This window comes from Trueperaceae bacterium (assembly GCA_036381595.1).
GTDB lineage: Bacteria > Deinococcota > Deinococci > Deinococcales > Trueperaceae > DASVCN01.
The window spans coordinates 200428-223232 of sequence record DASVCN010000023.1 but is presented as its reverse complement, the minus strand read 5'-3'; the positions used below and the strand labels follow the sequence as shown (position 1 = coordinate 223232).

Sequence of the window (22805 nt, the reverse complement as noted above, 5' to 3'; positions counted from 1 at the left end):
TCTGCACCGGGACAGGGAGTAGTGGATGGGTTTTCTCATGGACGGCCTCAGCGGAGAGGCCTACGACCGCACCTACAGCGACCGTCAGCTCGTAGTCCGCATCATCAGCTACTTCGGACCCTACCTGCCGATGATGCTGTTCGTGGGCCTGACGATCCTGTGCGCGTCCATCACCGGAGCCGCCCTGCCGGTGCTGCTCGCCGGAGGCATCGACCGGATCGTGGGAAGCGGCGCGACCGGGAGCCTGCTGTGGCAGCGGGCGTTGCCCTACGTGCTGGCGGTGCTCGCGGCCGGAGCCCTGGCCTGGACGTTCAACTTCTTCCGCCAGCGCTACTCGGCGAGGGCGGTGGGGAACGTGGTGCTGAACCTCCGAAGGGACGCCTTCGATGCGGTGATGGCGCGGGACATGTCGTTCTACGACGAGTTCCCGACCGGCAAGATCGTGAGTCGAGTGACCTCGGACACGCAAGACTTCGCCACGGTAGTGACCCTGACTCTGAACCTGGTCGGGCAGGTTCTGCAGGTCGCCATCCTCGTCGGTCTCCTCTTCTGGATCGACGTCGAACTGGCGCTCATCGCCCTCGCCATCGCCCCGCTGATCGTCGCGGCGGCGCTGGCCTTCCGCCACATCGCCCGCCACACCACCCGCAACGCCAGGCGCGCCCTGGCCGACGTCAACTCCAACATCCAGGAGTCGGTAACCGGTATCTCGGTCGCCAAGGCGTTCCGTCAGGAACGAGCGCTGTTCGGGGAGTTCGAGGACATCAACAGCCGCTCCTACCGGCTCAACCTGAACCAGGGTCTGGTGTTCAGCGGGATCTTCCCGGTGCTCGCCACCATCGCCGGCATAGGCACCGCGCTGGTCGTCTACTTCGGTGGCCACAGCGTGCTGCAGGGCGACACCAGCGCCGGCCAGTGGTTCCTCTTCGTCGAGAGCGTCGCCTACTTCTGGTTCCCGCTCACCAGCATCGCGTCGTTCTGGTCGCAGTTCCAGCTCGGCCTGTCGGCCAGCGAGCGGGTTTTCGCGCTGGTGGACGCCGAGCCGCGGGTGGTGCAGGACGACGACCGCAGGGTGGACGACCTGCTGGGCCGGATCGAGTTCCGCGGTGTGGACTTCCGCTACACCGCGCAGGAGCAGGTGCTGAAGGGGTTCGACATGGTCATCCCCGCACGCCAGACGGTGGCGCTCGTGGGTCACACCGGCGCCGGCAAGTCGAGCCTGGGCAAGTTGGTGGCGCGCTTCTACGAGTTCCAGGCAGGTGAACTGCTCATCGACGGCAACGACATCCGCAGTTTCGACCTGGCCAGCTATCGGCGCCACCTCGGCATCGTCCAGCAGACGCCGTTCCTGTTCACCGGCACCGTCCGGGAGAACATCAGCTACGGTTCGCCCACTGCCAGAGACGAAGATGTCGTGGCAGCGGCGAGGAGCATCGGCGGAGGGGAGTGGCTCGACTCGCTCCCCCAGGGGCTCGACAGCGAGGTGGGCGAAGGGGGCAGAGGGATCTCGATGGGGCAGCGCCAGCTCGTTGCCCTGGCCCGGGTACTGCTTCAGGACCCGCGCATTCTGATCCTCGACGAGGCTACCGCCAGCGTGGACCCGTTGACCGAGGCGCAGATCCAGGAGGGACTCGAGTTCGTGCTGAAGGACAGGACCGCCATCGTCATCGCCCATCGGCTATCGACCATCCGCACCGCCGACCGGATCGTGGTGCTACGCAAGGGGAAGATAGTCGAAGAGGGAACGCACGAGGTGCTGCTGGAGCAGGGGGGTAGTTACGCCGAGCTCTACAACACCTACTTCCGCCACCAGTCGCCCGACTACGACCCCGACAAGCGCCTGGTGAGCTGAGCATGGCGGTGGGCAGGGACACTCAGGCAGGGTGACGGGCCTGGACCACTCGCCGTTCGGCGCCCGCGCGGTCGCCCTCTACCTCACGGGCCTGGCGGCCTTCACCGGCCTCTACCTGCCGCAACCGATCCTTCCTCTGCTTGCCGACGAGTTCGGTCTCGAGGCCGGCAGAGCCGCTCTGCTCATCTCGGTGACGATCTTGGGGATCGCGCTCGCCTCCCCGTTGCTGGGGGTCCTGGCCGACCGCTTCGGCAGGCGCAACATCCTGCTGATCGGCTCCCTCCTCCTCGGGGCCGTCAGCCTGGGTGCGGCGCTCTCCCCTACCTTCACCCTGCTGCTCGGCTTCCGCCTTGCCCAGGGCCTCCTGCTCCCCTCGCTGCTGGCGGTCGGCATCGCCTACGTCTCGGACGCTCTGCCCGTGCACACCATGCGCGTGGTCGCCGGCCTATACATCGCGGCGACGGTCACGGGCGGGATGATGGGCAGGGTCGTGTCGGGTACTTTCGCCGACCTGGTTGGCTGGCGCTACGGTTTCCTGCTGAGCGCGGCCCTCTACCTGCTACTGGTGCCCCTCTGGGCCCGGCTCCGGCCGCTCAGGCCCGGTTCCGGCGAGAGCAGCTTGCGTGGAGCCCTCGCAGGCACCCTCGGTCACTTCCGCAATCGCCAGATAGTCGCCGGCCTGCTCATCGGCTTCTTCCTCTTCTTCGCCTTCCAGGCAACCTTCACCTACCTGCCGTTCCGTCTTAGCAGGCCGCCATTCGAGTTCACCAGCAGCCTCATCGGGTTGACCTACATCACCTACAGCGCAGGCGTCCTCTCCTCGACCGTCGCCGGGCCGTTGAGTCGTGTCAGCGGACTCGGCGCCACTCTGGCCATCGGCTTCGGCCTGACCATCGCCGGCAACGCCCTCACGTTGGCACCCGGACTTCCGCTGGTGCTGGCCGGCCTGCTGGTCCTCTGCTTCGGCAACTTCCTGGTCCAGGGTCTGGCCGTGGGGCACGTCGCCACCTCGGCCGAAAGCGACAGGGCCGGGGCTAACGCCCTCTACCTGCTCCTCTACTACCTGGGCGGCAGCTTGGGGGCGTACCTCCCCGGTTTCCTCTTCCCGCTCTTCGGGTACGCCGGCGTGATCGCCTGCGGGATCGTGGCGCTACTGGCTGGATCGGCATCGGTGCTGCTGCTGCCAGCGCGAAACCAGCCTCCTGCTAAACCGTAAGCGCCTGGCAGCCGCCACGATCGTTGCGCCAGGATGTGGTGAGCCGGAGTCCGTGCCGCTCAGGGGGACGCCCAGGAGGAAGCCAGGGCCGATCAGGCTGGCCGCGTTGCAGGCGATGATGGCGGGGCCCGACAGTGAGGGAGCTACCGAAGGTCTCTCCCGTCAAGTAATCCTCGGCTCGCCGGCAACTCCGGCACCCGGCTCGCCCTGCAGCTCCTCCCCGGGGTTGACGAACAGGTTCTTCTCCCACGAGTACTGCTTGTCGTACAACTCCCGGTATCGGCCGCCCTTGGCGAGCAGCTGGGCGTGCTCGCCGCGCTCGACGATCTCGCCATCCTCCAGCACGAGGATCTGGTCTGCGTCCCTGATCGTCGAGAGCCGGTGGGCGATGACGAAGGTGGTGCGCCCCTGCATCAGCCGCCTCAGGCCCTCCTGGATCAGGGCCTCGCTCTCGCTGTCGAGGCTGGAGGTCGCCTCGTCGAGGATCAGGATCCTGGGATCGGCGAGGATCGCCCTGGCGATGGCGATCCGCTGTCGCTGCCCACCGGAGAGCTTGATCCCCCGCTCGCCTACGACGCTGTCGTAGCCGTCGGGGAAGGAGCGGATGAAGCCGTCGGCGTTGGCGATGGTGGCGGCTGCCTCTACCTCTTCACGACTTGCGTTCGGGCGCGCGAAGCGGATGTTGTCGGCGATCGTCCCGTCGAAGAGGAAGTTCTCCTGCAGCACGACACCGAGTTGGGATCTGTACTCGCCCAGGCGCAGCTCGGCGAGATCCCGTCCGTCGACGGTGACCAGGCCGTGCTGGGGCCGGTTGAACGCCATGATCAGGCTGACCAGGGTGCTCTTCCCGGAGCCGGAGGAACCTACCAGAGCGGTGGTCGAGCCTGCCGGCGCCCTCAGCGACACTTTCTTGAGCACCGGCGCACCGGCCTCGTAGGCGAACTCCACATCGGTCAGCGCCACCTCGCCGTCGATCCGGCCGACGGGCGACTTCGTGTCGTCCTCGTCGTCCTCGGTGGTCATCTGCAGCAACTCCCTGATCCGGTCGAGGCCGGCGAACGCCTCGCTGATCTGGGTGCCGATGTTGGCGATCTGGATCACCGGTTGAGCGAGGAGACCCACGAAGAACACGTACATCACCAGGTCCCCAAGGCTCATCGTGCCGGAGAAGATCGCACGACCGCCCACCAGGATCATCACCATGCCGACGAGCCCGACAATCAGAGTCGAGAAGGCGGTGATCGCCGAGATGCCCGTGATCGAGCGGCGGATGTTGGCGAACAGCCGAGCGACCCCCTCGCCGAAGACGCGCTGTTCGCGCTCCTCCATCCGGTACGCCTTCACCACACGGATTCCACCCAGCGTCTCGGCGAGACGGCCGGTGACTTGGGCGTTGATCTCGCCGCGTTCCCTGAAGACCGGGCGCAGTCGGGCGAAAGCGAACGACATCACGACGCCGAAGAGCGCGAGGAAGAGCACGATCGCGACCGTGAGCTGCCAGTTCAGGTAGATCAGCACTCCCAGCGCCAGGACGGCCGTGAACACTCCACCCACGAGCTGGATGATGCCGGTCCCGACCAGGTTGCGTATCCCCTCGGCGTCGCTCATGATGCGCGAGATCAGCACCCCGGTCTGGGTACCGTCGAAGAAGCGGACGGGCAGGCGCGTGACCTGCTCCTGCACCCGGCGGCGCATGTCCATGATCGCGCCCTGAGCCGCGACCGAGACGACCTGAGAGAGGGCGAACGTCGTCCCTGCCTGGACGACAGTCGCTCCTCCGACAGCCAGGGCGAGCGGCAGCAGGAGATCGATCTGACCCTTGTCGATCACGTTGTCGATCAGGAACTTCGAACTGCCCGGCAGCACGAAGCCGGCGAGCCGATTGACGACCATCAGGACGAGGCCGATAGCGAGCTTGCCCCGATGCGCCCAGACGAGCTCACGCGCTTCGCCCCAGACCTTGGCGAAGAACTGGCGACGCTTCCGGGTCTGCGCCTCAGCGGCCACGACGCTCTGCCGGGAGTTGCGGCATAGGCGAATGATAAGGGTCGCCAGGGGCGAGGGAGTGATTCAGAGCGACCGAGCTTAGCGGCCAGCAGTCGACGTCAGAGGATCTGTAGCGAGAGGACCGACCGGTAGCTGTGGCCAAAGCGCCGTGAGCGGCCGATCAGCGGCGGGTGCAACCGGCGCCCCGTCGGCTCAACTGCCTTCCTCGACGCGGCTCTCCGTCACCGACTGACGGTACGGCGTATCGGCAGCTTCGCCGGCCCCCAGCCGCCCGTAGAGGGTCGCCATCTCCCTGAGTTGCGGCGCCATCCACGGCTCGAGCTGCTCCGGCCGGAAGCGCCACCCCCAGTTGCCGGATGCCTTCCCAGGCGTGTTCATCCGTGCCTCGCCGCCCAGCGACATCACATCCTGGAGCGGCACCACGGCGATGTCGGCGACCGACGCCGTGGCCAACCTGATCAGTTCCCAGACGATCCCCTCGTCGCCATGTGCCAGGTAGCGCCGCACCATGTCCCGCTCCGACTCCGGTGCGCTCAGATACCAGCCCAAGGTCGTGTCGTTGTCGTGGGTCCCCGTGTAGACCGCCGAGCGTCGCGAGAAGTTGTGCGGCAGGTAAGGGTCGCTGGCGTCACCGGCGAAGGCGAATTGCAGCACCTTCATCCCGGGCAGTTCGTTCTCGTCGCGCAGGCGCTCGACTTCGGGAGTGATCACACCGAGGTCCTCGGCGATGATCGGCAGATCCCCCAACGCATCTGCTAGGGCGTCGAACAGGGCCTGACCCGGACCCCTCACCCAACGCCCCTTCACCGCGGTCGCCTCGCTCGCGGGGATCTCCCAGTAGGCCTCGAAGCCCCGGAAGTGGTCGACCCGGATCAGATCGAAGAACTCGAGACTGGAGCGGAAGCGGTCGATCCACCAGCGGAAACCATGCTGAGCCATCCTCTGCCAGCGGTAGAGGGGGTTGCCCCAGCGCTGGCCGGTGGCACTGAAGTAGTCGGGTGGCACGCCGGCGATCACCGTGGCGTTGCCCTCTTCGTCCAGATGGAACAGTTGCGGATTGGCCCAGGTGTCGGCGGAGTCGAACGAGACGAAGATCGGGATGTCGCCGATGATCGCGATCCCCCGTTCGTTGGCGTAGCGCTTCACCTCGAGCCACTGACGGTAGAAGAGGAACTGCCACACCTCGTGACGACGGACCGCCTCCCCGAGCTGTTTCCGGGCATGGCTCAGCGACGCACGGTCCCGACGCCGGACTCCCTCCTCCCACTCGTTCCAGGAACGTCCCCCGTGCGACTCCTTGAGCGCCATGAACAGGGCGAAATCGTCCAGCCAGTAGCCCTGCTCCCGCACGAACTCGGTGAACTCGTCGCGCAGGCTCGGCTCGGCCGCTTCCTGGAAGCGTACGAAGGCCCGCTCCAGCGCCGCCAGCTTGAACGGGATCACCGCCCCGAAGTCGACCCGCGCATCGGGGAACTCGGGCGCCTCGGCCAGATCTTCGTCGGCGAGAAGGCCCTCCTCGCGAAGCCGATCGAGATCGATCAGGTAGGGGTTGCCGGCGAAAGCGCTGAACGACTGGTAGGGGCTGTCGCCGTAGCCGGTAGGGCCCAGCGGCAGCACCTGCCAGAGACGCTGCCCGGCCGCCTCGAGGAAGTCGACCCAACGGAAAGCCTGGTCCCCTAGCGCTCCTACGCCATGAGGCCCGGGGAGCGAGGTGGGGTGCAGCAGGATGCCGGCACTGCGCTCGATGTCCATACGAATCTACCTCCGCAGCTCCCGAGCCGGAAGCCCGGAGGCATGGTACCGGAGGTCGGACGAGGATATCGCGAGTAGGACTTGAATCTCAACGATTACCCCTCGTACGGCTTGCCCAGCGCCTTGGCCGGGATAGCTCGGCCGATGAAGCCGGCCAGGACCAGCATGGTGAGGATGAACGGGATCATCTGCACCAGGGTCGGGGGAAGTATCTGCCCGCCGCCCAACGCCGTCGCGACCGCTTCGAACGCCCCGAAGAGGAGGGTGGAGCCGAGCACGCCCAGGGGGTGCCACTTGCCGAAGATGAGCGCCGCCAGGGCGATGAAACCGCGTCCAGCCGACATCTCGGAGACGAACTGGTTGAAGTTGCCTATCGACAGGTAGGCCCCTCCGAGGCCGCCGAGGACTCCGGAGAGCACGACGCCGATGTAGCGCACCCTGTGCACGTTCACGCCCAGGCTGTCGGCGGCTTCCGGGTGCTCGCCCACCGATCTGAGGCGCAAGCCGAAGGGGGTGCGGAAGACGACGAACCACACGACCGGCACCAGGAGGAACGCCAGGTAGACGAGCGGACTGAGTTCGAAAACGCCCGCTCCCCACTCCGGCAGCCGGTTGCGGATGGGAGCGCTGGCGGTGGTGTTGTCGTAGAGACCCATCAGGACCAGGGCGGGGATGCCTATCGCCATCAGGTTGATCGCCGTGCCGCTGATGATCTGGTCGGCTTTGTAGCGGATGGAGACGACAGCGTGGATCCAGGCGACCGCGGCGCCGATTGCCATCGCCGCCAGCAGCCCGACCCAGGGAGCCCAGGGCAGAGGCCGTCCGGGGAACTGCGCCTCGATCAGCTGGGCCACGACCGCGGCGGCAACCGCGCCGAAGAGCATTATCCCCTCCAGCGCGATGTTGATGACGCCCGAGCGTTCGCTGAAGAGGCCACCCAAGGCCGTGAGCAGCAGCGGCGTGGTCGCCCTGAGGGCCGACGCCACCAGGGTAAGCAGGACGATCAGATCCACGTCACCCCTCCTCGCTGCGCAGTGGCCGGGCGGGCGCGTCGATCGGAGCCTTGAGCCTGGGATCCTGCTCCTCGTACGCCTGCGACTGGCGCCGCAGCGGGTTGGTGATCCGGTCCGGCAGGAAGCCGCGGGCCGCGATGAAGAGGACGATGAGCGCCAGGATGGTGCTAACGACGTCACGGGTGAGGTTCGCCATGGTGATGCTCAGAACAGAGCCGCCGTGCTTCAGGACGCCGAATAGGAACGCCGAGAGTACTACGCCTACCGGCGTGTTGCCGCCCAGCAGCGCCACGGCTATGCCGTCGAAGCCGTCGCCCGTGGGGAGCGACTGACGAAGGGCGTACTCGTCCAATGCGCCGCCGAGAACGTAGTGAGTGGCGGTCAAGCCAGCGAAGGCTCCGCCTACGGCCATCGCGAAGATCACATTCCCGCCGATGTCGGCGCCTCCGTACTCGGCCGCCTTGGGAGACACGCCCACCGCCCGAAGGTCGTAGCCCCACTTGGTACGCCAGAGCAGCACCTGCATGAATGCCGCTGCCAGCAGCGCGATGAGGAACGAGAGGTTGAGGTTGGTAGGCGGTACATCGAACTCCACGGTGCGCAGGCCGAACAGCGCTAACACGAGGTAGGAGATGCCCCAGGCGGCCACGCCGAACAGGACCCGCGGCCCGGTCCGCCGCACATCGAGGCGGGGTGCGAGCGCCAGTGCCGTCAGGCCGATGAGGGGCGCCAGCCAGGCGGCCAGGTCGAAGCCGTCCGTCGAGCTCACCAGCGCGCCGATCTGCGGTATCCGCCCCTGCGGCCGCAGCGGGTAGGTTTCCGGCTCGTAGCCGGGCGCCTTGAAGGGCAGTTCGACGATGACGGGTGGCTCGTTGGCTACCGGCGCGGCGACCGCGACCATCGCAACGAGCACCAGCACCCCGATCACGGCGAACGAAACTCTCGGGGCCCGGCTCAGTAGCCTCCTGACGGGCGGGATGAGCAGCAGGATGCCGATCACCACGACGGCGACCCCGAGCATGCGGATGACGTTGAGGGCCGAGGCGGAGAAGGTCGGCCTGTCGGACAGCACGAACAGAAGGATCGACGCGGCTATGTAGTTGAGGAGGATGGTGTTGATGACCTCGTTGGCGCCGAAGCGAGCCTTGAGCCAGCCCGGCAGCGCGCCCCACAGGCCACCGAACAGTGCCGAGGCGACGATCGCCAGCGGCAGGACGAGCGCCTTGGGACCGGGCATGTAGATCGCGACGCCGGCGGCTCCGAGAGCGCCGAGGACCATCTGCCCGGGGGCACCGATGTTGAACAGTCCGGCGCGGAAGGCGAAGGCCACCGCGAGGCCGGTGAATATCAGCGGAGTCGTGAACTTGAGGGAGTCGAGGAAGCCCGAGAGGGTGCCCAATGAGTCGGCGAACAACGACTGGAGGGCGTACCAGACGGTGTCTAGACGCCCTGCGAGCCACATGAGCGGACCTGTCGCAACGAGGTCGTCGCCCACCGGCGTCGGCTGGAGCACCAGCACCACCACCGCGGTCGCCAGCAGCGCGAGCAGTATCGATACCGCCGGAACGGCGGCGACGTCCAGTACCCGGTCGACAGCCCGGGAGAGCCTCGGCACGAGCCTCAGGCCCAGGCCGATCGTGGCGAGGCCGATGGCAACCGCCAGGAAGGCGGACAATCCCATTCCCGTCCGGGAGTAGGGCAACCGCCGTACGTTCAGCCCGGCCGCCTCGGCTTCGCTCCGCAACTCCGCCAGCGACTGCCCGTCTTCCTGGGCCAGCAACCGCACGAGCGCTTCGATGTCGCGGTTCCCGCGGGGGCGCTCGATCGCCTGCTCTACCTCGTCGAGGAAGGCGTTCCTGCGCGCGTCGCCGACGCCTTCTCCGACACGGTCGAGCCCCCAGGCGGTGGACACGAGCAGCGTCAGGCCGGCCGCCAACCAGATGATGAAGCGGGCTCGTCCGCCCACCCAGGCCGAGGCGACGAGAGCAGCGAAGGCGACGAGCCCCAGGGCGAAGACGATTCCCAGGCCGGCGATCGCCACCGGGTCGGTGCGGCCGGTGAAATCGTAGACCCGGTCGGGCAGAAGCAGCACGCTGCTGCGCGCACCGATCTCACGGTTGAGCGCCGCCCACGGTGCGAGCAGGAAGCCGGCAACGCCCACGATGCCCATGAGCGCGACGGCGACGCGTTCGTTCACGCAGGCATTCTATCCAAAGGAGTAGTGGGCCCGGAGGGCAGGGCCGGGTCTCGGCCAGGGGATCAGACCTGTTTCTCGCCGAACGTCCTACTCTCGATCAACTCGAGCTCCCCCAGCACCTCGAGGGCGTAACGGTACCGCTTGTCCGGCTCCTTGGCGAGCAGCTTCTCGAGAAGCGGTTCGAACGCCTCGAGGTCTGGGTCGATCCCACGTGCCGCCGGCGGGCTCTTGCGGGCGTGAGCTCGCATCACCTGCTCCACCGAGCCGGTGAACGGGACCTCCCCGGTGAGCCCCCAGTAGAGGATCACGCCTACCGAGTAGAGGTCGCTCCCCGGCAACGCCGGTTCCCCTCGCGCCTGTTCAGGGCTGATGAACGCCACCGTACCTGCGGCGGTGATCGACTCCCCGACGGCATCTACTCCGGTCGCGAGGTCGTAGTCGACCAGGACCGACTGGCCGGAACGGTCGACGAGGATGTTCTCTGGTTTCACGTCACGGTGCACGATGCCCAGGTCGTGGAGGTGCGCTAGCGCCTGGAGGACGCCCTTCATGGCTCCCAGGAAGGACCGCCGGTCGCCGGCGTCGCGCCACCTGCTGAGCAGTACGCCCGGAACGTACGGCATCACCACGCCGGGTCGGCCGGCCAACTCGAGCCAGTCCTCGACCGGGTTGAGGTTCGGGTGATCCAGATCCCGCCCGTAGGTCAGCTCGCGCCGGGCTCGCGCAACGTGCTCGGGACGGAACAGCTTGACCGCCTTGACACGCCGTCCGTCGCTGGCCAGGAAGACCCGCGACACGGCGCCCTGGCCGATCTCGCGGATCACCTGGTAACCCCCGAAGTGTTGGCCTATCACTCTCACGCGCGCTCATCGTAGCGAGCCGAGGAAGGCTGCGATGCAAGGCTTCCCACTCGAGAAGCCGTGGGACAGGCGTCTCCCTCAACGTTTCTCGAGGATGCCGGCGCGGAGCAACGCGGCGAACGCCTCCCTTTCCAACTCGTCGCCGCTGGCCGGGGGAACCGGGAGGAGGACGTGGCGGAAGCCCGCCTCGATGATCTCGCTACGCCGCCGGGCGACGAACTCGCGAACCGCCCGCCGGTATGCGTTCGCCTCCAGAGGAGTGACCTCGAGCTTCTCGCCCGTCTCGGAGTCGATCAGCTCGAGCCTGCCCGCCTCGGGTTCGAGATCCTCCCTGGCCACGACCTGCAGGAAGGATGCGTCGAGGCCGCGCGCCTTCAGGGCAGTGAGCGCCGGCTTGAGCGGCGCCTCCTCGAAGAGGTCGGAGATGACGAGCACCAGGGCCGCTCCCGGCTCGCTCGGGCCCGCGAGAGCGAACTCCCGGATCGCATGGGCCGGCAGGGGACCCTCCTTGCGGCTCGAAGCCGACTCGATCAGCTCCCAGCTCTCACCGATCGTCCGCAGTCCCTGAACCGGCCGGCCGTGGCTGCCGTCGGTCAGGTGGACCTGGCTGCGTGCGTCACGTTGGCCCACGTACGCGAGCAGTTGCGCCAATCGCTCCGAATATGCCCCCTTGCCGCCCACTCGCATCGAGCGGCTCACGTCGATGAGGATGTGAAGGCGGATCGTTCGCTCGGCCTGGTGGAGCCGGGTATAGAGGCGGCCGGTGCGGGCATAGGCTTTCCAGTCGACGTAGCGCAGCTCGTCGCCCGACTGGTAGGGGCGGAAGTCGTGGAACTCGACGCTCTGCCCAGCCTCCTTGGCGGTTCGCTCCCCCGACTCCCGACTGAGGTAGCGGGCGGCGAGCGAGTAGCGGTCGAGCAGGTTGCGGCTGCGGGCGCTGATCACCCTACTGGCGAACGGTCCTGCCCCGTCGTTGTGCTCCGGTCACCTGCTCCAGGAGGTCGTCGATTATCGAATCGGGCCGAACCCCGTCCACCTCGGCTTCGAACGAGAGAAGCAGCCTGTGGCGCAGGGCCGGGTGCGCGGCGCGCCTGACGTCCTCGATCTCGACGTTGGGCCGGCCGGCAGCGAGCGCGTAGCCCTTCGCCGCCAGAGTTATCGCCTGGGCGCCCCGCGGGCTGGCGCCCAGCCGGAGGAGCGGATGACGGTGCGAGGCCTCCACCAGCTCTACGACCTTCTCGAGGGCCGCGCTGGCCATGAGGACGGCCCGCACCACCCGCTGAAGCTCGAGCAGCTCGCCGCGACGGAACATCGGGCTGAGGACCGTCTCCTCGTTGCCGGTCGTGGTTATCAGGATCCGCTTCAGCGTCTCCGAGTCGGGGCGATCGATGAGCACCTTGAAGAGGAAACGGTCCAACTGCGCCTCGGGCAGCGGGTAGGTGCCCTCCATCTCGAGGGGATTCTGGGTAGCCAGGGTCACGAACGGATCCGGAAGTTCATGCCTGGTGCCGGCGGCGGTGACGGCCCGCTCCTGCATCGCCTCGAGCAGCGCCGCCTGCGTCTTGGGGGTGGCGCGGTTGATCTCGTCGGCCAGCAGGACGTTGGTGAAGACGGGTCCGCGCTGGAACTCGAAACGCCGGTCGCCGCTCTCCTCGACGAACACGGTGGTGCCGGTGACGTCGGCGGGCATGAGGTCGGGCGTGAACTGGATGCGGCCGAAGTCGAGATCTGTCGCCTCGGCGAAAGCCCGCACCAACCTGGTCTTGCCGAGGCCCGGTGCCCCCTCGATGAGGACGTGACCGCGGGCCAGGACAGCCACCAGGAGGTCATCCACCACCCGCTCCTGGCCCAGTATCACGCCGCTGATGGCGTTCCTGAGCTCCCTGAAGCGTTCGCTGAAGTTGGCGCTGATGTTCTCGCTGGACGTGCTCTCCATCGTTCCCTTCCGTGCCGGTCGGACCTCACTATAGCGCCGTCGGAGCGGCGTTCGACTGCAAGCCTGATGGCAGGTGACCGCAGGGGCCGGCAGTAGACTATGCCCATGTGGCCATCCTTCGGACGCGTGCGACTCCGCCCGCTCGACGACCTAGCCCCTGCCGACTGGCGCCGCGTCCACTCCCACTTCAAGGACCCGGAGATCTCCTACCTGAACGGCACCCCGCCCAACCGGATGCCGCTATGGCTGCTCAAGCGGGTCCTCCGGGCCGACACCCGTCGCGCCGACCGCCTCACCTTCGGCGTGTTCGACGAGAACGACGACTACATCGGCACCATCGAGCTCTACGACATCCGTGGTTCGCGCGCGACCCTCGGCATAATCATCGGCGAGAAGAGCCACTGGGGCAGGGGTTACGGACCCGAGGCGATCGAGGCTCTGCTGGAGTACGCCTTCGACGTGCTGGGACTCGACCTGGTGCGGCTATCGACGTTCGAGGACAACCCGCGCGCGCAGGCCGCCTTCAAGAAGGTCGGGTTCGGGGAGGTCAGGCGCCTGCCGGCCGCGGGCGGCAGGGTGGACGTCCAGATGGAACTGCACAAGGGGGCCTGGCGCTCGAAGCGCCAGGAACTGCCGCGGAACCCTGGCGGTAGCGGGGCTACCGGAAGGGTGGCCAGGAGTCAGCGACTGAGCAGGGAGGAGGCCTGAGGGCCTCTGCCCTAGGTCCGGTCCCCGAAGTCGAAACGGAGCAGTCGCAGGGCGTTGCTCGTCACCAGCACGGTAGCTCCCGTGTCTGCGAGGATGGCGGGCCAGAGTCCGGTGATGCCGAGCAGGGTCGTCACCAGGAACAGCGCCTTCAGCCCGAGGGCGAAGCCGATGTTCTGCCGGATGTTGCGCATGGTCGCGCGTGAAAGCCGGAACAGGTCGGGCACGCCGCCGATCCCCTCGCGCAGGAGTGCTGCGTCGGCGCTTTCGAGGGCTACGTCGGTGCCTGCGCCTATCGCTATGCCCACGTTCGCCCGGGCGAGCGCCGGAGCGTCGTTGATCCCGTCCCCCACCATCGCGACGGGACCGCGGCGGGCCAACACCTCGATGGCGCGGAGTTTCTCCTCGGGAAGCAGTTCGGCACGCACCTCCAACCGCAACCGGTCGGCAACCGACGCGGCGGTCCGGGAGTTGTCCCCCGTGAGCATCACCGTGGCGACGCCCATCTTGCGCAACCGCGAGATCACCTCGCTCGCCTCCGGTCGTGGCTCGTCGCGAACGGCCAGGATGCCCCGCGGAGTGTGCTCCTCCAGCAGGACGACGACGGTCTTGCCCTCCTCCTCGAGTCGTTCGATGGCCAGTTCCACCTGCGTCCCCATGGGCGAAGTATGCGAGGCGTAGCGGGGAGAACCGACCGAGTAGTTCTGCCCGTTGACGATCGCACTCGCCGCCTGTCCGGCGATGGCCCGGCCAGCGCTGGCGAGAGGCAGCTCGAGACCGGCCGCCCGGCGGCTGATCGCTGCCGCCAGCGGATGGGAGGAGAAGCTCTCCACCGCCGCTGCCAGGGCGACCACCTCCTCCGCATCGCCCCGGAGCGGGATCACATCGGTGACCTGCAGGGCGTTACTCGTGATCGTTCCGGTCTTGTCGAACGCCACGGTCACCACCGTACCGATCGCTTCGAGCGCGGCGCCGCCCTTGAGCAGCAGGCCCGCCCGGGCCCCTGCGCTGATCGCCGATGTGATCGCGGCCGGCACCGACAGCACCAGGGCGCAGGGGCAGGCGATGAGCAGTATCGCCAGCCCGCGGTAGACCCACGCCTCGAGGGAGGCTCCTGCCAGCAGCGGCGGCATCGTTGCGACCAGAGCGGCCAGCAGCATCGCAACCGGCGTGTAGACGCGGCTGAAGCTGTCGATGAATCGCCGTACCGGGGCCTTGTGACTCTCCGCTTCCTCCACCAGTTGGATGATCCGGGCTATGGCGCTCTGCGAGGGAGGTTGCTCAACCCGTACGATGAGCGTGCCGTCGGTGCTGATGCTCCCCGCGAACACCTGCTCGCCCGCTCCCTTCGATCTGGCGATGCTCTCCCCGGTCACGGCCGACTCGTCGATCGCCGAGTCCCCCTCGACTACCCTGCCGTCTGCCGGTATGCGCGCGCCCGGCCTCACCTGGACCAGCTGACCCGCTTCGAGCGACGCGGCGCCGACCTCCCTGATCGTTCCGCCCTCTTCGATCAGGAGAGCGTTGCTGGGCGCCAACCGGGCGAGCTCCCTGATGCTGGACCTCGCACGTCCGGCAGCGACGCTCTCGAGCAGCTCGCCGATGGCGAAGAGGAAGACGACGATCGCTCCCTCGGCAGCTTCCCCTATCGCGACCGCGCCCAGCGCGGCAAGGGTTATGAGGGTGTTTATCGTGAACGGAGATCCGCGAGCGGCTCCGCGTGCGGCCTTCACGGCCAGGGGCCAGACGCCTACCAGAGTGGCGGCCGAGAAACTCCAGCGCGCAGAAGCCGGGAAGAGCAGGGCCAGCAACGTGCCTAGAGTGAGCAGCACCCCGGTGGTGAGGACCAGTCGGCCCTTGGCGCCGCCGTACCAGGGTCGCCCGGCCGCTCTCCTTCCGACCGAAGGCCGCTGCCTCGTCCTCGCCTCGGTGGTCACCGTCCGGTCACAGCTCAGTCACCGGGCGGCTGCTCCACACCGCGCTCGGCCGAGTCGCTACCGAAGTACGCCTTGACGGCGCCCGCGGCCGCGGCTCCAACCCCGGGCACCTTCGCCAACTCCTCCACGTCGGCGCGACGCAACTGCTCGACGCTGGAGAAGTGCGCGAGCAGGGCATCGCGGCGCTTGGGACCGATGCCTGGCACTCCGTCCAGCACCGACCTCGTCATCGCCTTGCCGCGCCGGTTTCGGTTGTAGCCTACGGCTGTGCGGTGGGCCTCGTCGCGGACGTTGATCAACAGCTTGAGACCCGGGTGGGAGTGGGGAACGACGATCTCGTCGCCGGCAGGGGTAACGAGCGTCTCCTGGCGCTTGGCGAGGCCCACCAGCGGGATGTCCAGCCCGGCCTCCCGCAAGGCACGCCGCGCTGCCGAGAGCTGCCCCTTGCCGCCGTCAATGAGCAGAAGGTCGGGTTGCGGCAGCTTGTCGGCCAGCGTCCCGGTGAAACGGCGGTAGACGGCCTGATGCATGCTGAAGAAGTCGTCGGGCTTGTCTAGGTCGCGGATCCGCACCCGCCGGTACTCGCTCTTGCGGGCACGTCCGCCTTCGAAGACCACGATGCTTGCGACCGTGTGGGTGCCCATGAGGTTGCTCACGTCGAACCCTTCGATCCGGTAGGGCGGGTCGTCCAGCTCGAGGAGGCTCTGCAGCTCGCCGACACCGGGAGCTTCGCCGCGGCGCTCGAGCAGGGCGATCTCTGCCTCCACGCCGGTTCGGGCGTTGCGTTCTGCCATCCGCATCAGGTCCAGCTTGTCGCCCCTTCGCGGCACCCGCAGTTCGACCCTGCGGCCGGCCCGTTCGCTCAGGAACTCGGTCCACACCCCCATCTCCAGATCGGCTGGGGGCAGCAGGACGAGTGGCGGCACCCTCATCGCCTGGCCGTAGTACTCGCTCATGAACCGCTCGAGTATCTCTGCCCTGCTGGCATCCTGGGCGTTGGCGAGGAAGCGCTTGTCGTGGCCCACGACCCGTCCGCGGCGCATCTGGAAGAGCTGGACCATGGCGAAGTTGCCGGCCTGCGCCAGTCCCAGGAAGTCGAGGTCTTCCTCGGAGTTGCGGCTCACGTCGCTCTCGAAACCGGTCATGCGCTTGAGTGCCTGCAGCCTGTCACGGTAGACGCCGGCCAGCTCGAAATCCTGCCGCCCGGCGGCGCCCCGCATCTCCTCTTCCAACATCTTCGCCGTGTCGTGCACCCGCCCCTCGAGGAACGCCCGCACCTGCTCGACGACCTTGCCGTACTCCTCTCGATCTACCGCCCCGATGCAGGGCGCGAGGCAACGCCCCATGTGATAGCGCAGACACGGTTTGCTGCGGGCCTTCATGGGGACCCCGCTGTTCTTGCGGAGCGGGAAGTTGGAGTAGACGAGGTCGAGTACCCGCCGCACGACCCCCGGGTTGGGGTAGGGGCCGAAGTAGGTTCCCCCGTCCTTCACGACTCGTCTGGTGAAGATCAGGGTGGGGTACGGCTCGTCGGTGAGCTTGAGGAAGGGATAGCTCTTGTCGTCCTTGAGGACGACGTTGAAGTGCGGCTTGTAGCGCTTGATGAGGTTGGCTTCGAGGATGAGGGCTTCGACTTCGCTCTGGGTGACGATGAAGTCGACCTTCACGGCCTCGTGCGCGACGAGCTGCGCCTTCCGGTCGGCCGAGCTGCCGAAGTAGGAGCTCACCCGACTGCGCAGGTTCAGCGCCTTGCCCACGTAGATGATCTCGCCGTTGGAGTTCTGGAACAGGTAGCAACCGGGAGTGGTGGGCAGCACGGGCAGGTCGCCGCGCTTCACCGCATCCTCCCGTCAGCTGCGGAACGGTCCTTCACGGCACCATTCTAGCGAGCGGTAGCCCGGCTCCCCGTCAGCCGCGTGCAACTCCGTGTCTTCCAGGGGGCGCGCTCAGCCGGGGCCATCGGCCGCGCTCTTGGGCCCTCAGACTTCGGTTGGCCGGCGAACAGGCGGTCGTCCCCACTGCCTGCTCACCACCCAGGTCCAGCCGATGACCGTGAGCGTAAGAAAGGCGTAGCCGGTGCCGGCCAACGGACCGTCGGGCGCAGGTGCTCCACCGAGTACATGGGACGAGGCGTGGGCAACGAAGGCAAGGGCGGAAACGAGGGCGGCGAGCCTCATCCAGAGCGGACCCCAGCCAGAGAGCGCAACCAGCAGCAGACCCGGGAAGTAGGCATAGGTCGCCGCTGCGAAGGCGTCGGCGCCCCCCGGCCCTTGCGAGTGGACCACGGTCTCGCCGACAACGAGCAGCATCAGCCCGGCCGACAGCATGACGTTCGCGGTGACGTGGCGTATGGCGAGCAGCGTAGCCCCTGTCATCAGGCCGATGCTCGAGAGGACCCAGAAGCCGAGTTTCATGGCTCCCTCGGGCAGGAAGTTACCGACGAATCCGAGGGTCCAGCCGAGCGTCAGGGCCCCCAGAACGACCCACGTCTCCGCGCTCCCCGCCTTGGCTACCGAGCTGCTTTCCGCCGATCCGATGACTGCCATCCGAGCCTCCACCACTGCGAACGATCCGTGAGCCTACGAGTATGACGAAGCGTCGGCAAGTTGTCGCTGACGACAAGCATTCTGGCATAGTTCAAGCGCTTCGGAAAAGGGATCCGGCGCGTTCGATGTGCTGACGCTGTCAAAGGTCGAGCAGCAGGCTCTCCGGCGTCTCGAGGATCTCGATCAGGTAACTCGTGAACATCGCTGCCTCGGCGCCGTCGACCAGGCGGTGGTCGAACGAGAGGCTCAGGTAGAGCATCTCGCGGGCCACGATGCTATCGTCCTCCAGCACCACCGGCCGCTTCTTGATCGAGTGGACGCCCAGGATGGCGGCCTCGGGCACGTTGATTATCGGGAACGAGAAGAGTCCGCCCAGCGAACCTATGTTGGTGATCGAGAAGGTGCCGCCCTTCACGTCCTCCGTGGTGAGCTTGCCGTCTCGAGCCCGCTGCGCCTTCGCCTGGAGCTCCACGGCCAGTTCGACGACGCTCTTGCTGTCGACGTCGTGGACCACCGGCACGACCAGGCCGCTGTCGGTGGCCACGGCCAGGCCCAGGTTGTAGTAGTGCTTGCGAACGATCTCGCCCGCGTCCTCGTCGAGCGAGGCGTTGAGCATGGGGTACGCCTTCAGGGCGGCGACGGTCGCCTTCATGATGAAAGGCAGGTAGGAGAGCTTCGCGCCTCGCTTCTCCGCCAAGGGCTTCAGGCGCTTGCGCAGAGAGACGAGTCCGCTGACGTCGGCCTCGTCCACGTGCAGGGTTCGGACCGACTGGAGGTGCGAGGTCACCATCTGCTGGCTTATCGCGCGCCTGAGTCCCCGCACCGGGATCCGCTCCTCGAGCGCCCCACGCTCCTGCGCCGTCGGTGCTGCCGGCCTTGCGCCGGAAGGGGCTTCCTGCGCGTGGGCGCGAACATCGTCGACCCGCACCCGGCCGTTCGGCCCGCTCCCTTCGACCCTCTCGATGTCCACCCCCAGTTCGCGGGCCAACTTGCGCGCCGCGGGCACGGCGAGCACTCGGCCATACGGTCCGGTCGGGCGACTCGAAGGCCGGGTGTCGCCGCCGGGCGCGGAACGTTTGCGTACCTGCAGGGCCGGACCCTCCTCCGCCTCCTTCGAGGGCCGGAAGAGGCTCAGCCGGTCGCCGTCGTCCTCTCCTTCGGCGGCGGCCGGCTTGGACGTCGCACCATCGCCACCGGCGGCCCTCTGCTTCTGCTCGGCGATCTCCCCCGACTCGCTCTTCGCCGGCGACTCTCCGCCGGCGTCATCTGCGAAGAGGGCGATCGGTTTGTGCACCTCGACCACGTCGCCGGCGGCCACCAGTTGCTTCTGCAGAACGCCGGTGTAAGGGCTGGGCAGTTCGACGGTGACTTTGTCGGTCATCACCTCTACGATCGGCTGGTCTTCGGTGACGGTGTCGCCTTCCTCCACCAGCCAGCGGACGATCTCGCCTTCGACTACCGACTCGGCCAGCTCGGGCAGCAGGAATTCTCTGGGCATAGGCTCTCCTGGAGGTCGCTCAATAGTCGAGGACCTGCTGGACGGCCGCCAGAATGCGGTTGGGACCCGGCAGGTACTCGCGGTCGTAGGCGAAGGGGTAGGGGATGTCGAAACCGGTCACCCTCATCGGAGGGGCCAGCAGGGAGTCGAGGACCTGTTCCGTGATCGTCGCCGAAACCTCGGACATGAACCCCAGGCTGCGCGGGGCTTCGCTCACCAGCACCACCCTGCCTACGCGGGCCACCGCCTCGAGGACCGTAGAGCGGTCCCAGGGCATGAGCGAGCGCAGGTCGATGACGTGGGCAGAGACGTCCTGGCGTTCCAGCTCATCGGCGGCCTTCAGGGTCTCGCCCATGCTGCCCCCGTAGGAGACGAGCACTACGTCATCGCCTTCCCGGCGTACGCGGGCTTGCCCTAGGGGGATGAGGGTGTCGTCGTCCTCCGGGATCTCCTCCTTCACCGCCCGGTAGAGCCGCTTGGGTTCCATGAACACGACCGGGTCTTCGTCACGGATGGCGGTGCGGAGCAGGCCCCGAGTGTCGATGGGGGTGGACGGGTAGACGACCTTCAATCCGGCGGTATGCACGAAGTGCGACTCGGGGTTCTGGGAGTGGTGGTGCCCCCCTCCCACCCCGCCGCCCGCGGGCATCCGGACGACCATCGGGGCCGAGAACTGACCACCGGAGCGGTAGCGCAGCTTGGCCGCCTGGGAGACGAGCTGGTCGAATCCCGGGTAGACGTAGTCGGCGAACTGTATCTCTGCAACCGGGCGCATCCCGTGGACCGCCATGCCGACGGCCGCACCGATGATGGCCGCCTCGGAAAGGGGTGTGTCGATCACGCGATCGGGACCGTACTTGTCGAAGAGGTTCTCGGTTGCAAGGAAGACCCCGCCCCGCTTGCCGACGTCCTCTCCCATAACCACCACGCGCTCGTCCTGGCTCATCTCCTGGTCGAGCGTGCGGGCGATGGTCTGCACGATGGTTTGCATGGTCATGACCGTCCTCCGCGCGGTCGGCGAGCTCTCCGGCGGACCGCCCGGCCCGCCGGCAGCCACTCAGCCGAGGCTATCTCTCTGCTCTGCGAGGTGCTCCGGCACCTCGGAATAGACGTCGTCGAACATCCACTCGCGCGGCACCTTGCCGCTCGCTTCCGCCTGCTGGACCGCCTTGCGCTGCTCCTCGTCGATCTCCTCGCGCATCTTCTTCTCCTGGTCGTCGTCCCACAGGCCACGCTTCTCCAGGAACCGGCGCATCCGGATGAGGGGGTCGCGCTTGCGCCACGACTCGACCTCTTCCGCCGGACGGTAGCGGGTGTCGTCGTCAGCCGGCGAGTGCGGCCCGTAACGGTAGACGTTGGCCTCGACGAGGGCGGGGCCCACACCCTCGCGGGCGCGCTCGACGGCCTCCCGGATCACGTAGTAGCACGCCAGCGGATCCATGCCGTCCACCGTGTAGCCGGGCATCCCGTAGGCACGCGCCTTGGCCGCGATGTTCTCGGCTGCCGTCTGGCGGTTGTAGCCGACCGAGATCGCGTAGCGGTTGTTCTGGCAGACGAAAACGATCGGCGCGCCCTGAGCCCCGGCGAAGTTGATAGCGGCGTGGAAGTCGCCCTCCGAGGTGGCGCCTTCGCCGAAGGTGGTCACCACCACGTCCCCCTTGCCCTGCAGCTTCATGCTGATGGCGGTGCCGACGGCCGGTGCGATGTGCGAAGCGATCGGAGAAGCGACCGCGAAGACGTTCAGCTCCTTCGAACCGGCATGGGCGGGCATCTGACGGCCCTTGTTGGGGTCGGCTCGAGTCGCCATCATCTGGCCCACGGTCTCCGCGACCGGCACGCCCAAGGCCATTACCAGGGCGGTATCCCGGTAGTAGGGGTAGAGCCAGTCGCGCCCCTTCCTGACCGATCGGGCGACGGCCACCTGCGGTCCCTCGTGTCCCGACGACGGCGCGACGAAGCTGATCTTGCCCATCCGTTGCAGCCTGACGAGCCGCTCGTCGAGCACCCGGGCCGCCACCAGATCGCGGTAGAAGCTCTCAAGCTCGCCGTCATCGAGCGTGAGGTCGAAAGACCCGGTCCACTCGCCGTTCTCGCCGATGAGCGAGATAGGCTTCTCGGAAAAGGGCTGGAAGCTTGGTGAGCCCTTGATCATGGCACTCCTCCTAGCGGGCTTCCCGGCGAATAGTTGACCCATCTGAGCGCGCGACCGAAAAGAAAGGCCCCGTCGCGATGTACGACGGAGCCCGTGAAGCATCAATGCCACGGATCGGCTCGATCATAGCTAGTCGTAGTCGCTTGGCCATATCTGTGTCGCCTGCGTCGCTCGCCGCACTCACGATGGGCATCCTCGTAGGGGCTGCCTGCCGGTCGCTTCCGAACTTCCCCCGGGTAAAGGCGTGAGCTCGGTCCAACGGCCGGTCCTTCTTGGCTTCGCCCCTAGCCTATCATCGGCGCCGTAGGGAAGGCTGTAACGGAGTCCATTATGCGGCTACACAGGGAACCATGCAGCGGCCAGGGGCGAGAGTCGAACCGAGTATGAGATTCGTGAGCGAAAAGGCCGCCGCGTCCGCTACACTTGGCCATGAACCATAGTTCACCCATCTCGTCCGAAGGGTCGACGTGAGCGGCAGACAGGTCGTCGCCTGGGTGCTCATCGGCGCCGGCGCCATAGCCCTGCTCGCCAGGGTGGGACCGGGAACCGGCTGGCTGTGGGTCGCCCTGGCTTCCGCCGGTTTTCTCGCCGCCTACCGCCAGCAGGGAACCTACGCTTTCCTGGTCGTGGGCAGCATCCTCGGGGGTATCGCGGCCGGCATCCTTCTCGAGGGCGCCTGGGGCTGGCCGGGCGCGTTCCTCATGTGCCTCGGTTTGGGTTTCCTGGTGATCGACCGGGTCGAGCCGAAAGAGAGCCGATGGCCCATCTACCCGGCCGCCGTACTGATCGGCCTCGGCCTCGTCTACTGGCTCTTCCGGGCCGGCATCGTGCAGTCGCTCTGGTTCCCCTTCCTGCTCATCATCGCCGGCATCTACCTGCTGCGCCGCCCCCGGGGCAGCGAATGGGTCGAGGTGGGCGACGGACCGCAAGAGGAGGCGACTGGGACCCCGAGCGAGGCTGTGAGCGAACGGAGCGAGCCGCCACCCGGTGCCCCTGCCGGTCGCGGCGCGCCCTCGCCGGACGAGCCCAGAGCAGAGGACACCGCAACGTTCGATGCGGACACGAACACGGTTGACGACGGAGCGGAGCGGGAGGGGGTCGACTCGACGAACGAGAAGCCGTCGTAACATTGGA

17 protein-coding genes are annotated in these 22805 nt (G+C 67.4%); 4 read left to right on the top strand and 13 right to left on the bottom strand.

Annotated elements, in window-relative coordinates; translation table 11 throughout:
- The first annotated feature begins 25 nt into the window (after window positions 1–25).
- On the top strand, window positions 26–1852 hold the full coding sequence (locus VF168_07560; protein HEX7004028.1) for an ABC transporter ATP-binding protein: 1827 nt from the start codon (window positions 26–28) through the stop codon (window positions 1850–1852).
- A gap of 31 nt (window positions 1853–1883) precedes the next feature.
- Window positions 1884–3068 carry an MFS transporter gene (locus tag VF168_07555; protein ID HEX7004027.1) on the top strand — a complete coding sequence of 395 codons (1185 nt, stop codon included), beginning with the start codon at window positions 1884–1886 and terminating at the stop codon, window positions 3066–3068.
- Window positions 3069–3230: 162 nt separating this feature from the next.
- Here the strand turns inward: VF168_07555 and VF168_07550 are convergent, their stop codons facing one another.
- The 7 genes from VF168_07550 to VF168_07520 all read right to left on the bottom strand — a co-directional run bounded on the left by VF168_07550 (window position 3231) and on the right by VF168_07520 (window position 12833).
- Window positions 3231–5075 carry an ABC transporter ATP-binding protein gene (locus VF168_07550; GenBank protein HEX7004026.1) on the bottom strand — a complete coding sequence of 615 codons (1845 nt, stop codon included), beginning with the start codon at window positions 5073–5075 and terminating at the stop codon, window positions 3231–3233.
- Window positions 5076–5267: 192 nt separating this feature from the next.
- A complete protein-coding gene (malQ, locus tag VF168_07545; GenBank protein ID HEX7004025.1) occupies window positions 5268–6827 on the bottom strand; it encodes a 4-alpha-glucanotransferase in 1560 nt (519 codons plus the stop codon).
- Between the two features lie 95 nt (window positions 6828–6922).
- Window positions 6923–7840 carry an ABC transporter permease gene (locus VF168_07540; GenBank protein ID HEX7004024.1) on the bottom strand — a complete coding sequence of 306 codons (918 nt, stop codon included), beginning with the start codon at window positions 7838–7840 and terminating at the stop codon, window positions 6923–6925.
- A gap of 1 nt (window position 7841) precedes the next feature.
- Window positions 7842–10037 carry an ABC transporter permease gene (locus VF168_07535; GenBank protein ID HEX7004023.1) on the bottom strand — a complete coding sequence of 732 codons (2196 nt, stop codon included), beginning with the start codon at window positions 10035–10037 and terminating at the stop codon, window positions 7842–7844.
- Between the two features lie 62 nt (window positions 10038–10099).
- Window positions 10100–10897, bottom strand: a complete 798-nt coding sequence (locus VF168_07530; GenBank protein ID HEX7004022.1) for a serine/threonine-protein kinase — start codon at window positions 10895–10897, stop codon at window positions 10100–10102.
- Window positions 10898–10975: 78 nt separating this feature from the next.
- The gene (locus tag VF168_07525) at window positions 10976–11842 is read right to left on the bottom strand and encodes a DUF58 domain-containing protein (GenBank protein ID HEX7004021.1); all 867 of its coding nucleotides are present in this window, start codon (window positions 11840–11842) and stop codon (window positions 10976–10978) included.
- Window position 11843: 1 nt separating this feature from the next.
- Window positions 11844–12833, bottom strand: a complete 990-nt coding sequence (locus VF168_07520; protein HEX7004020.1) for a MoxR family ATPase — start codon at window positions 12831–12833, stop codon at window positions 11844–11846.
- A 105-nt stretch (window positions 12834–12938) separates the two neighbouring features.
- On the opposite strand from VF168_07520, the gene VF168_07515 reads away from it, so the two are divergent.
- The gene (locus VF168_07515) at window positions 12939–13541 is read left to right on the top strand and encodes a GNAT family N-acetyltransferase (GenBank protein HEX7004019.1); all 603 of its coding nucleotides are present in this window, start codon (window positions 12939–12941) and stop codon (window positions 13539–13541) included.
- 11 nt (window positions 13542–13552) lie between these two features.
- Here VF168_07515 and VF168_07510 read toward each other — a convergent pair whose 3' ends face one another.
- From VF168_07510 to VF168_07485, 6 genes are all read right to left on the bottom strand, one after another.
- Window positions 13553–15475 carry a heavy metal translocating P-type ATPase gene (locus VF168_07510; protein HEX7004018.1) on the bottom strand — a complete coding sequence of 641 codons (1923 nt, stop codon included), beginning with the start codon at window positions 15473–15475 and terminating at the stop codon, window positions 13553–13555.
- 14 nt (window positions 15476–15489) lie between these two features.
- Window positions 15490–17313 (bottom strand): excinuclease ABC subunit UvrC, encoded by a 1824-nt coding sequence (uvrC, locus tag VF168_07505; protein HEX7004017.1) that lies wholly within the window; start codon window positions 17311–17313, stop codon window positions 15490–15492.
- 141 nt (window positions 17314–17454) lie between these two features.
- A complete protein-coding gene (locus tag VF168_07500; GenBank protein HEX7004016.1) occupies window positions 17455–18021 on the bottom strand; it encodes a hypothetical protein in 567 nt (188 codons plus the stop codon).
- A 139-nt stretch (window positions 18022–18160) separates the two neighbouring features.
- Window positions 18161–19519 (bottom strand): dihydrolipoamide acetyltransferase family protein, encoded by a 1359-nt coding sequence (locus tag VF168_07495; protein HEX7004015.1) that lies wholly within the window; start codon window positions 19517–19519, stop codon window positions 18161–18163.
- A gap of 19 nt (window positions 19520–19538) precedes the next feature.
- The gene (locus VF168_07490) at window positions 19539–20516 is read right to left on the bottom strand and encodes an alpha-ketoacid dehydrogenase subunit beta (GenBank protein ID HEX7004014.1); all 978 of its coding nucleotides are present in this window, start codon (window positions 20514–20516) and stop codon (window positions 19539–19541) included.
- 60 nt (window positions 20517–20576) lie between these two features.
- Complete coding sequence (locus VF168_07485) at window positions 20577–21671, bottom strand: thiamine pyrophosphate-dependent dehydrogenase E1 component subunit alpha (protein HEX7004013.1); 1095 nt, start codon at window positions 21669–21671, stop codon at window positions 20577–20579.
- Window positions 21672–22138: 467 nt separating this feature from the next.
- On the opposite strand from VF168_07485, the gene VF168_07480 reads away from it, so the two are divergent.
- Window positions 22139–22798 (top strand): hypothetical protein, encoded by a 660-nt coding sequence (locus VF168_07480; GenBank protein HEX7004012.1) that lies wholly within the window; start codon window positions 22139–22141, stop codon window positions 22796–22798.
- Window positions 22799–22805 lie beyond the last annotated feature (7 nt).

Coding starts and splice junctions, on each gene's coding strand:
- VF168_07500 (HEX7004016.1), bottom strand. CDS start 18,021: ATGGCAGTCATCGGATCGGCGGAAAGCAGCTCGGTAGCCAAGGCGGGG.
- VF168_07490 (HEX7004014.1), bottom strand. CDS start 20,516: ATGACCATGCAAACCATCGTGCAGACCATCGCCCGCACGCTCGACCAG.
- VF168_07485 (HEX7004013.1), bottom strand. CDS start 21,671: ATGATCAAGGGCTCACCAAGCTTCCAGCCCTTTTCCGAGAAGCCTATC.
- malQ (HEX7004025.1), bottom strand. CDS start 6,827: ATGGACATCGAGCGCAGTGCCGGCATCCTGCTGCACCCCACCTCGCTC.
- VF168_07560 (HEX7004028.1), top strand. CDS start 26: ATGGGTTTTCTCATGGACGGCCTCAGCGGAGAGGCCTACGACCGCACC.
- VF168_07515 (HEX7004019.1), top strand. CDS start 12,939: ATGTGGCCATCCTTCGGACGCGTGCGACTCCGCCCGCTCGACGACCTA.
- VF168_07495 (HEX7004015.1), bottom strand. CDS start 19,519: ATGCCCAGAGAATTCCTGCTGCCCGAGCTGGCCGAGTCGGTAGTCGAA.
- VF168_07520 (HEX7004020.1), bottom strand. CDS start 12,833: ATGGAGAGCACGTCCAGCGAGAACATCAGCGCCAACTTCAGCGAACGC.